Below are 12,636 nucleotides of genomic sequence, written 5' to 3'. Positions count from 1 at the left end.
GGCTGGCCCGATGCTGTCCGTTCTTCCGGCCCGATCGCATCCACGCATTGCGTGGATCTACCTTGGTGCCGACCGTTGGTCGGCACCGTTGCAAGAGGCCTAACGGCGCTGCGTGCCCTCGTCGCGACTTGCCTGCGGGAACTGGAAGGCACTGTTGGCGTCATAGCCAGCGTTGGCAGTATTGCCACGCGCCGGCGGGTTGATGCTGCTGGTGCCGCTGCCGAAACCGAGGATCTGCACGCTGATCACCGATGGCTGGTTGCGCCGCGCATCATCCTGGCTCTTGCGCATCACATCCTGTGCCGCCTGGCTGGCGCTGTTGGCTGCTGCACTGGCCGAGGCCAGCGCGTTGACGTTCACCGTGGCCAGCACGGGCAGGCCCTTGCTTTCACCCTGTACCTGGATGTTGGCGGCGTTGAGCACCTGCAGCGCGGCCAGGTTGATGTTGCCCGACACGCGGATGCCAGCTTCGCCCGCATCGATGGTGCCCAGCGGCGCGATCAGGTCGACATCGCCCGGCCGCACTTCGGCAATGGGGTTCAACGTTGCGATGCCTGCACCACTGGCCGGGGCCTGCGGCGACAGGAGCACATTGCCCCAGCCGTCATAGACGCGGCGCGGTGGCGTGTACAACAAGGTGGTCTGCGAACCACGGCCGGCATTGATGTCACCCTGCTCCGACCAGGCCAGGATGTCACCGCCGAACGTTGTCATCACCCGCGACAGGCCCAGCAGCACGCTGTCCTGGCTGAACAGCCGGATATCACCCTGCCCCTGGGTCACCAGCCCGGCACTGGCCGGCGGCACCACGCCCTGCACACCCACCACGATCTGTCCGCCCGGCGCCATCAGCTCGATGTTGCCGCCGGCTTCGGTACGCACGCCAGAGCCTCCGTACATCAGGATATCGCCCGTGCGCTGGATCGTTGCACCTGTCGCATCCTTGTCCGGCATCAGCGTGGCGATGGCCTCGCGGCCGCGCAGGTAAGAACCAACGCGTGGCCCATTCCGATCGTTGTACTCGCGTCCACCTTCGCGCAGTTCGGCGTAGTAGACCTGGCGCAGGAAGATCCGCTGCTGCTCCTTCGGCAACCGGTCGAACGCAGCCAGTGCCTCGGCGCCGTCGGCGGCCAGGCCGAAGCGCTGCTGCAGCCACTGCTTCAACTCCTTGTCGTAGGTCTTCACCGCCTTGCCCGGCTGCGCAGCCAACGACTGCGAGGGATCGGCGAGGTTGGCCGGATCCAAGTAGCGCGTGCGCAGTGCATCGAAATCAATGGCCTGATTGCCCGCCGTCAAGGCAATGCTTGCGCCCGGGCGCGTATCGCCCTGCACGATGCCGCCCCGGCTGACGATGCTTCCTGCCTCTTCCTGGCGCAGCTGGCGACCGGCGCTGACCTCGACATTGCCCGGGCCGGCCACCGTCAGATTGCTGCGGATGATGTCCCGGCCCGCCTCGATCCCGCTGATATCGGTTCCGCGGGTGTTGAGCGCGGTGACATCGGCGCTGATGACATCGCGGCCGGCGCGCAGCCGTACCGCCGAGCCCGCCTCAAACCAGTCAAATACGGTACGTCCGCCATTCTGGCCATTGCGCGAGAGCTGCCGCCTGCTGCCGCTGCCCAGCCCGATGATATCGCCGGCCACGGCATAGAACCGGCTGACCGCCGTCGGCGTAGCCGGCAACGACGCACCAAGCGCGGTATTGGGACCGAACGCGAAATACGGCAGCACGGTGTCAGGGCTGGCGGCGTTCCCATCGACGGATACATTGCTGCGCACCGTTCCCGCGTTTCCGGGCCCCTGCGCGATGAAGCCGGGATCGAACGGACCAGGGATGCGGGCATCACTGCTGGAGCGCGCGATCTGTGTCGCTCGGTTGGCGGCCAGGATCGATCCTCCCGCCAGCACCTCCAGCCGTCCCGACGCCGAGGGCGCCAGCAGGATGACGTCCTGGGCATCAGGCACACTGCCGCTGCGCAGATTGGCGAGATTGATGTTGCCGGAGGCTGCAATGGCGGTGAACCGGGAGGGATACAACCAGTAGTTGAGATAGATGTCGCCATTGCTGGCGTTGATTTCGACCACCTCCCTGGCCTGATTGCTGCCGCTCGCATGCTGCGTGCCCACCAGGCCCGGCGACAGATTCCCGCCGGCGGAGAACAGGTCCAGCGCGGTGCGCGGCGTCCATAGCGAGAACCAGCTCGTGCCAGACGCGCGGCTGCCATCATCCAGCACGATCGTGTTGAAATTGGCCACGGGAACCCGGCCTGGATCGGCGGCACTACCCAGCACCACGTCGCCGCGCGCCTGCAACTGCGCGGTTGAGTCGCCCAGCACCAGCACCGGTCCGGCCATCGCAACCGGGCTGTCGGCCACCAGCGGATCCTTCAGGCCCAGTTGCCCATAGCTGGCCTGGACTGCACTGAGGCCACCAATGCGCGCAGCGTCGATGCGGGTGTTGCCACGAACATTGGTCACCACGCCATTGACGTCCAGGTCCTGCTGATCCGATGTGCTGCCACGACTGCTGGCACGCAGGCCCGGATTCAGTGCACCCCCGCTGCGCAGGGCCATGTCACCACCGCCGGTGACATGCAACTGGCCATCGACCACGCGCCCGGTTGATCCGACCGCGACCGAAAGCGCACTCGAATGCGGCGAGATCTCGTATCCCAGCGCGTTGCCCATGCTGTCCAGCATGCCCATATGGCGGCCTGCGTCCAGGCTCAGATTGCCGCCCCCCAACGTCCCGAACCCGGTAAAGCCCACCAGGCGGGGGGTTGCATCCAGTTCGGGCCTCACCGTGCTGTAGGTTCCGAAATTGATCCACCAACTGGTCGGCGTCTGCACGACACCGCCGGTGGTGCCCGTTCCCTGCCGCCACAACCAGTTGCCCACCGCTGCGCTTGAGTGGCCAGCCTGGTCGCGCTGGACCGTGCCCGATTCCGCGCGGAAGCTCCATGTATCGCCGATGATGTCGCGCCCCGCCTCGATGCGCAGATTGCCGCCCTGGTCCGGATACCACGCCTGATAGCTGGCGAGGGCCGCGTCGTAGGCCCCGGAGGCCTGGGTCGAACCAAGCAGCAAGGTGTTCTCCGGCTTCGGCGCACGCGCCGCGTTGAAGCGCGGATCGCTGCCATCACCCAGATGGGTGGGCGTACCTGCGGTGTAGACACCGAAGCCGGATTTCATGCGCACGTCCTGCGCCGCCAGCAGCGCCAGGTCTCCCTTGCCGGTACGCAACACGCTCCAGGCCGGCGAGCCCAGGCGCTTGCCGTAGGTAGTGACTTCGGTAAGCGTGCCGCCGCCGTAGCAGTAACCGGTGACTGCACAGATATCTTCCTCGGACATGCCCATCTCGGCGCCAAGTTCCGACGCAGGCCTGCCGACCCAGGACTCGTCCCCCCACCACATCAGCGAACCCTCCTTGTCCACCAGGCGCGGCGCCGCGCCGCAGAACGGTCCCAGTTCACAGATGTCACCTTCGGCGACACCCAGCATTTCAGCCGCCTCCCGGGGCGACTTGCCGACCAGACTGTCGTCCCCCCACCAGAACAGCGAACCTTCCAGGTTGACGACACGATCGCCTTTCCATTCCGTCGTGGTGGTCACTGTACCGATGGTGCTGTAGTGGCTGTCGGCGAGCACGATGCTGCCGTCACTGCCCCAGCGACGCGTGCGCGGATCGGCAGACGCTGTATCTGCACCAGCCACCGCAGTCAGGTCCCATGACGTGGTCCCTTCGGGCAACATCGAGGCCAACGCCCAATTGCGCCCCTGTCGGCCGCTGGCGTCGGCCACCCGCAGCTTCACCGGAGCGTCGCCGGCCAGTTCCACCTTGGTCATCGAGGGGATGATGGCACCGGCGTGCAGATCCAGCGCGCCGGAGAGCCGCATCACCGTCGGCAACGCCACTCCGGCAGGCCAGACCTGGGCCGCCACCGGTGCCGGATTGCGCAGGCGGAAGCCGGCGCCCAGCCGTGCGCCTGCCTGAAGGGTGAGCGCTTGGGCCAGCACGGTGCCTGCTGCCAGCACCTGGCCGCCATCGGTGGTCACCGCCGCCCCCAGCACACTGCCGGCGGGCAGCGTGAGCTCTGCGGAAAGTGTCATGGCCACCGGCAGCACCGTACCCGACGGCAATGTCAGCGCCTGGAACGGCAGGTCGTAATTCAGTGTCGCACCGGCGCGGAACTCAGTACCGATCTGGAGCTTGACGCCCTCGCCGGGCACGATCAGATCGCCACCAAATGCGGTGTTCGGCGAGCCCGCGCTCCGCCCTTCCAGCAGCACCCAGCCGTCTTCATCCGGGTTGGCAGGCGGCGGTGCGAAACCGTCGTTGATGCTGCCGTAGACGTTGATATCGCCCTCGGCGCGCAGCACCAGCGCGGCCGATTCACCGAAGCCACGGCGCGCTGGATCAGTCCGGTTCGACTGCGGTCCATAGCGGTAGCCGGACAGATCGATATCACCGGCCACCACCAGGTCGCCACGCGGATTGTCACCGCTGCTCCGCGCCACCAGCTGCACGCCGGGGCGCAGGCGGTAGCTGCCCAGGGCGCCGGTGCGCTGCTGCAATCCCGTATTGGCCAGCGCGGCATTCATCCACAGGCTGTTGTCCGGGTCCACCACCGTATCCAGCCATTGCTGGTTGATCACCTGCGGACGATGGCCGTGCACGTCTGGAGCGCTGGCCAGCGGCGCCGAATCGTAGCTGCGGAAGGCGTTGACCTGGAGGTCGCCGGCGCCGGCAATGCGGATGCCGCTGGCTACTTCGATTGCTGCATCGTTGCTTCCCACACGGGGCACGTTGAGCTTGACGCTGCCGCGTGCGCGGCCGTCGTTCTGGCCCGGGCCGCTACCGGTCGCCACCGACGTACCGGCGCGCAGGTCCATCGAGGAAGCCGCACCCAGCTGCAGGCTGCCGTTGGCCGAGGTCAGTTCAATCATGGCCCGGTTCGGGCTGTCGATGATCTTGCCGTAGCTGTCCACGCGCAGGCCGCTGCCATGCGCGTCCAATGTGCCATCGATACGCAGCACGTCGCGGGCGGACAGGCGGATGCTGCCGACCTGTTCGCCACTGGCATCAACGCGGCCATTGACCTGCAGGCTGCCGCCATCGACGCTGATATCAACGTTTCGGGCCCTCACCTCATCGCCGATCACCAGGTCGCCTTCACTCAACTGGAAGGTCCGGCCACCGGTGATGCCACCGGCGGTAAGCCGAGCGTTCAGGCCGGAGAAGTCCTGCAACTGGCGTGCACGCACCACCAGCTCGCCACCGTCATAGGGCACTTCGGTTCCACCGGCATCGTAGCGACCGCTGGCGCCGCCCAGCAGGGTCCCGGCCAGATCGATACGGCCGCCCTGCGGGCCCAGTGCAGCAACGGTCAGGCGGCCGCCGCGGTTGTTGCGGGCGGAAAGATCGATACGCGACCCGGCGTCGGCAACGATGTCACCTTCGCGGCTCGTCAGCGCCACGTCGCCGCCCCAGCTGTACTTGTCCACGTCGAACAGGCTGACCTTGCGGCCGGCCATGTCAAGCACCGCGTTGCTGCCAAGCGTCATGCCCTGGCGGGCATTGGCTTCGAACCGGCCGGACGCCAGCGCCACGCGGCTGTCGATACCGATCCGTTCGGCCGTGATCGACAACTCTGCACCCAACGCATCGCTGCCCGTGGTCGCCGCAGCACCGCGCAGCTGCACCGTTCCTCCATTGCGGATGGCCAGCTGCGCACCCGCGTTGCCGGTCAGCAGCGGGGTGACGATATCCAGCGCGCCGCCATTCAACTGCCAGCCGCTGCCTGCCACGTAGTCGCCCTGGCGCTGGAAGACGTCCAGGCTGCCCTTGCCGGAGAACAGCATGCGATCCGACGCCGCCAGCGTTACGCCGGCGAAGCCGAGCACCTGGCGATCTGCGGCCACCGTCGAGCTGGACCGGGTGAAGGGCGCACGCCCCAGCTCCAGCACCCGCGTATTGATCTCCAGCTGCCCTTGGCCAAGCCGGCCCACCATCGCCTCGCCGGCTGGTTGGGTCTGCTCACCGCCGGCCAATGCGGTGCCGGCCAGCGTACCGTCCCAGACCAGCGTATCGGCGAAGATGCGCGCGCGGTCGGTAGCGCTGCCGTAGCCGTGAATGGCAGGGGCACCCAGCACCAGACTGCGCAGACTGCTGCGGCCGGTCGCACTGTCACGCGTATCCAGGTCCACGCTGCCGAACACATTGATGGCATCGCGCGCGGTCAGGCTGAGCGCCTCCAGCGCCGGCGCGCCGGTGGCGGTGTTTCCGCGCAGTAATCGCTGCAGTACCTCTTGGTTCATGGTCATGCCGGCCGGCAGGCCACCAGCTGCCGCTGCCGTCGCAATGGCTTCGGCACTACCGAGGTTGAGGGCCGACATGCCCAGGCCGAGCTGGCGCGTTCCATAGCTCACTGCGTCGCCAATGTTCAAGGCGCCGTCGGTGACCACATTGATGCTGCCTGCCGACAGCAACCGGGTCTGGCCACTGCAGTCCACCTCGCATCCGCCGATGTCGATCGCCACCGGACCGGCGGCACTGCCGCCCTGCGCACTAAGCGCCGTCAAGCGCTGGTTGGACACGGCAAGCAGGCCGCCCGACACCAGATAGGGCGCCGTGGGCTGCGCCGCGCGCGAGGGATCGGCTCCGGCCAAGGTATCGATCGAAGCGCCCTGCTCGACCAGGATCCCCTTGCCCCCGAACGCAGCCGACAGCAGCACTTCCTGCGCCGTCAGGGTGACGCCGTTGCGCACCACGATGTGCTGCGCACTGCCCTCCAGCGAATAAGTCGTCGCGTCACGTCGCAGCACGCCGCCGATCAGCATCGTTTCCGGGCGGAACGCATTGAGCGCCGAATCGAAGAGGGTGGCACCGCTTCCACTGCCGGCACTAACGCCCTGGGTGGCGATCTCCAGCATCGCCTCATTGGAAGCGAGCAGATTGACCGAAAGCGTGCCGCCCCGTCCGTCATTGCTGCCGGCGTTGAAGCGTGACACGCCCTGGAAGATCGCGGCTGGCACGCTCGAACGTCCGGCGCCATCACCCAGCACCAGGTTGAGGTTGCCGGCATCCGTTGGCCGCCAGCGCAGTGCTTCACCACGCCGCTCGGCCACGCCCTGTACGAACGCGCTGTAGGAGGTCTCGTTGTAGCTGGCATGGCGGCGCACCACATCCGCCGGCGTCAGCACCAGATCAGTGAGCAGCGATGAGACTCCACCCCCCAGGCTCTGCGCCTGGTGTCCACTGACGCGCCAGGAACCGGTGCCGGTCGCCACTGGCTGTCGGCTGCCGACGGCGCTTTCAGCCCCGACTTCGACGCGGAATGCGCCCTTCTGCAGTGCGTAGCTGGCCGGCAGCAGCGTGTAGGTTCCCGCCGGTAGGCCTGGAACCCCGGCAGGGATGACAATCTGCTGGCCAACGCGCGGATCGGCGCTGCCGTCAGCGAGCGCCTGCGGCGCCTGCGTGCCCGAGCGTCCCGGCATGATCGCGTAGACCGCATTGTCACTGCCGCTGAAGCGGTAGCGCGGGTTCGCATCCGCCAGCGCATGCCGCAGGACGTCCACCGAGCCACCCCGTCCGGCCACGAATGCAGCGCCGGACAGCTCGCCGCCGCCGGACATGTCCAGCACGCTGCCCGCCACGCCATTGAAGGCGTTGGCCACGATGTCGATACCGATCGGGATGTTGTTCGAGCCGGGGCCCAGCACATCGAAGTCGGCACCGTTGCGGCGCCAGCCAACACCATCCACGGTGCCGCCAAACGGCAGCTGCAGGCCCGCTCCGCTCACCGACGTCACACTGCCTGCAAGCAGGTCGACGCGGCCGGCCACATCGGCGTTGAACTTCCGGCCGCCGAGCTGCACATGGCCCCACGGCACCTGCACATTGCCGCCCTGCACCACCGTCGCCGCCACCAGCTCCAGGCTTCCGAACGCAGAATCCGGTGCCGGTTGCGCGCCGCCTGCAATGCCATGAATGCGCAGCACGGCGTCGGGGTTCTGCCAGAACGGCTCGCCTGAAGGTCCGATGTCGGGGACGCCGGCCACGATGCGTCCCTTGGCCCGGGCTGCCGGGTACAGGCGTGCGGCGCTGATGTCGATAGACCCCGGGCTTGCCAGCGTGGAGACCAGCGAACTGCTGGCGACCGGGGCCAGCAAGCGGATGTCACCGCGGCTGCGCAGCGCGACCTGATCAAAGCCCGCCAGCCAGGTCACATCGCGCAGGTCGATCAGATCGGCGCCCACCTCCAGGCGATGCTGCCGGCCGGCGTCGAGGGGCGCCTCCAGCGGGCGCAACGTGCCTTCGCCGGCCGGTTGCCACCAGCGGCCCTGCGCAAGGCGGACATACGGCGCGGCCAGTTGCAGGTGGCCGCCCTCGCTGCCACCCGGGACGAAGCCGAGGTAACGCTCGTTCAAGCCCTGGATGCGCAGGCTCTGGTCCATGCGCAGATTGACATCCCCCTGCGCACGGATGTCACCGAACAGGGACAGATGATCGAAACCACCGGCCTCGATCTGCTCCACCGACAGTGCCGCATGGCCGTACTCAAGGCGTGCAGGCAGGTCCGCCGTCTGCGCGGCGTGCTGGGTCAGTGAGATCATCCGCGGTGCCAGCACGTCCTTGCCGTTTGCCGTCCTGCCGTAGGTGCCACCACCGAAGGCAACCCCCAGGGTGCCGCCGCGCGCGCCGTCGCCGCCGGCCGCTGCGTCCAGTTCACCCTGCAGGTACAGGGAATTGCCGCTGCGCAGCACGATGCTGCCGCCATCGCTGTCCACGCGGGTGCGCCCGCTGCCATCGATATCGAGCAGCGCCGACGCACCGGAGGCATCCAGCCGCGCCCCACGCTCCACCACCACGAAGGTATCGGGTGGCAGGTGGCGTACGTTGTCCTGGTCTTCCCAGTCCAGCGCGCCCCCGATCTCGATCGTTCCGCCCTTGCGCACCTGCCCGCGCAACGTCCCGCGCGCGTCGCGCAGCGAAACGGTATCGCCACTCACGTCCAGCAGCGCGCCATCGGCGATCGTCCACTGGCGCTCGCGGCGTGCATCACCACGTACACCGGATGGATCGAACGCCTCATCCAGGCGGATGCGGCCGCCGGCTGCCTTCAGATGACCGGCCACGCTCAGGTTGCCGGCGCTGGACAGTTCGATCGACTGGCCCGGGTCGACCTCGATCCTGGCCCCCTTGCCAACGCGCAGGTCGGCCGTGGACAGCAGATGCCCCGCGCGCAGTGTCAGGCTCGCGCCGCCACGCTGCGACACGCGACCACTGCTCGGATCGGCCTCGTACAACGATGGCATCCAGGCCTGCACGCCCTGCTCGCGGACCAGAGCCTGTGCTGCGCCGTCGGCCAAGCGCAGCGCAGGTCGTTGCACCTGCAGCGGGGTGCCCTCTTCAACCGTCAAACCGTTGTGACCGGCGATGTCATAGCCGGCGAAGCCGCTGTTGAACAGCGCTGCCTGCAATCGCAGCGAGGCTGCCGATGCTTCCGTGCCAGGCACGCCGATAGACACCGCACCGCCGGTTGCCAATATGAAGTTGCCGCTGCCATTGCCGAGCGCGCTGAAGCGCGCGCCCTCGCCGAAGCCCAGCCGGCCGCTGCCGTCGGTGGCGACCTCGGTGCTGGCCGCGAGCAGACTGACGCTGCCGCCCTTGCCGACGCGCCCCTTGCCGTTGGCATCGATCGCACCGCCGGCATCAACCAGAATCGCTGCTCCCTGGCCCACGTCGATATCGTGGCTGCTGTTGAAGCGCACCTGCCCGCCGTCGATCCACGCCTGTGCGGGACCGCCCTCCGGCGCTGCAAGCGCGTTGCTCCAGCCACCGCCAAGATCGATCCGGGCGCCGGCCGCGACATCCACCGCACCACGTCCGGACGTCAGCAATGCCGTGGGCCCGCCAAGCGCCGCAAGCAGATTTCCGGCTTCCACCTGCCCGCCGGCAATCTGCACCGTTCCACCGAAGCTGACGCGGCTTGCGGTGAGCCCAAGCCGGCCGCCCTCCTGCAACCTGAGCGTGCCATCGAGGTCGATACGGCCGGCCGAAGCGAGGTCCACCTGCCCCCATCGCTGGGCGCTCAGCACCTCACTGTCCAACCACACGGTATTGCGCTGTGCTTCCCCGACCGGCGCCTGCAGCGTCCACGGCCGGGGATCGGCCTTGAGCGCTCCAATGCGGACATTCGAGTCGAACACCGCGCTGCGCCCGCTGTTGTCAAAACGCCCGAGCCACAGCTGGGCGTTGCGGGCCACCGCCGTCTGTGCCTGCGCATAGCCCTCCTGCCCCTGATCGGGCCGGCGCGTCTGCTGTGCGCCCTGGAAGGCCACCGTATCCACCTGGCCCTCCAGGACGGCCGTGGGCGCCGAGATCAACAGGCGACCAGCATCGCGTCCCACGGTGTAGCCATTGTCGAAGCGCTGGCCCGGGGCAACCAGCGGATTGCGGAACGATTCGGTCACCCCCCACCGTTCCTGCTTCACTTCATAACCCTGGTACAGACCGTCGTACAGCATCTCGGCCGGTGCATCGTCAAGCCGGTACAACTGGCCATCGCGGCCACGCAGCCAGCTCTGCTGCACCACGCCGGACTGCACATCCAGGCTGCCGCCGGCCAGATTGATGCGCGAACCGGCGTGGCTCACCACTTCCTTGCCTGCCAGCTGGACGGTGCCGCCCTGCGCCGCCCATTCGCTGATCGAATGCCCCTGATTGTCCAGGTAGCCACCCACTTCCAGCAGGCCGCCGCCGGCATACCAGCGCGTGCCGTCATAGCCACCGCTACCGGCGGCAACTTCGGTCAACTGGCGGCGGTCGATCCACACCTCGCTGCTGATCAGCTTGCCGCTGTCACGATTGTCCGGCGAGTCGCGCAGCTCGTTGCCCTGCACCTTCACCTTGACGTTGTTGCTTTCCATCGCCACCTGCACGCCCACCGCACCGGAGACGTCCACGCGCGCGCCATCATCCAGATAGCTGCGTCGGCTGGCGTCGGCGATTACCTGGCCGCCGGTGGCTACCGCCAGCGCGCCGGCCTGGAAGTTCACATCGCCGCCGGAGACGACTTCGATGCGCGATTGCTCGCGGCGGTCCTGCAGGCGCGAGAGATTGTCGAAGGTGCCACTGTTGCTGCCACCGCGAAGCTTGTCCTGCTCGGCCGATTCCCTGATGAGGGCATCGCGCTGGCTGTCCAGCGCCGTGCTCTTGCCATCGTCTTCCAGCAGTACTGCAGTGGTCGAGCCGGAGGCCAGGGTCACACTGCCCGCCGCATCGGACGCCGAATTCAGCAGGTGTACGGTGCCGCGCTGATTCAGCGTGGTGGTCGCAACCGCAACGCCGGCCTGTTCGACCGTGCGGCCGGCCAGGGTGATGTCGCCCTCGCGTGCCTGGATCAGACCGCTGTTGCGAACGCTGCCGGCCGTGCTGTCAGCGACGAAGCGCGGTGCGATCTCGTTGCCACGGGTGGTCGATGCAGTGTTCTGCGCCGTGCCCACGCCACGACGGATCACGAAACTGTCGCCGGCGGCAAGCTGGGTCTGACCTTTGCGCGTCTCGATCTGGCCCGCGTTCTCCACGCTGTGCCCAGCCAGCAGCACATAGCCACCGCCCCGCGTTGCCGTGGTCGGTTCGTGCGTGGTGATGCGTGCACCGCGTTCGACCATGACTTTGCCTACGGCGTCGGTCAGCGCCGAGGTGTTCGCCTCGGCACTGTACAGACCCTGCTCACGGAACTGCGCGTCGCTGATGCGCGCGGCCGCCGCCACCAGGTTACGGACATTGACCTGGCTGTTGTTGCCGAACACCACACCGTTGCGGTTGGCCACGAACACCGTGCCATTGGCCTTCAGCTGGCCAAGGATCTGGCTGGGCCTTGCGGCGGGATCATTGACCCGGTTCAACACGGCCCAGTCGGGGTTCTGCAGGAAATTCAGCGTGGTGTTGCCACCTATGTTGAAGGTTTCCCAGTTCAGAATCGCCTGGTCGGCGGTCTGCTCGATGTTGACCAGCACCCGCCCGTCGGCCGCCCGCGACTGGATCGCTTCGCGCGCATTGATCCAGCCACGCGTCAATGGATTCTCGTCAACCTTCAGGCCATCCTTGCCCAGGCCATCGGCCACTACGAAACCCGCCTCGCGGCGCGCCTGCCGTGCCTGCTCCTGCAGGCGCTGCTGCAGGGCGATGGCCTGCGCGGCTGTGCCGAGGTTGTCGATGGACTGCTGCAGTTTCTGCCGCGCTGCATCCTGCTGCTGTGCGGGCAGCTGGAACTGGATCGGCACGCCGTTGGGCATGCGCCCGCTCTGTGCCGCCGCGCCCTGCGCCGCACCGCGCTCGGCAAACCAGCCGGGGCTGAATGCCTGTTGGGCCTGAGTGGCCGGAGCCACCACGCTGCCCAGGGCCACTGCGACGGCCCAGGCCATCGGGTGGCTGCGCCACAGGGCAGCAGGGAAACGGGCGGTGGGCGAATGCGGGTGCGACATCGGGGACCTCGTCAACCTGATGGGCCGCGTCGGCGGCGGCGTGTGTACGGATGGGCCTGCGCGAGGCACGCCCTGCACCTCATAGACGGTGGCGGCGGCGTGAAGACGACAGGCGCATCACGGTCATGCAGCGGACATACGCAG

The 12,636-nt window shown here is 67.8% G+C and carries 1 protein-coding gene; it reads right to left on the bottom strand.

Annotated elements, in window-relative coordinates:
* Nucleotides 1–99 precede the first annotated feature (99 nt).
* The gene (locus tag BN1263_RS08750; protein WP_058980546.1) at nucleotides 100–12,492 is read right to left on the bottom strand and encodes a filamentous hemagglutinin family protein; all 12,393 of its coding nucleotides are present in this window, start codon (nucleotides 12,490–12,492) and stop codon (nucleotides 100–102) included.
* Between the last annotated feature and the right edge of the window lie 144 nt (nucleotides 12,493–12,636).

It is taken from the genome of Stenotrophomonas thermophila, from assembly GCF_001499715.1.
In the GTDB taxonomy this organism is placed as follows: domain Bacteria; phylum Pseudomonadota; class Gammaproteobacteria; order Xanthomonadales; family Xanthomonadaceae; genus Stenotrophomonas; species Stenotrophomonas hibiscicola.
This window is presented reverse-complemented; position numbering and strand designations above follow the sequence as displayed.

Excerpts from the sequence above, each read along its gene's own strand:
- BN1263_RS08750 (WP_058980546.1), bottom strand. The coding sequence starts at position 12,492 with ATGTCGCACCCGCATTCGCCCACCGCCCGTTTCCCTGCTGCCCTGTGG.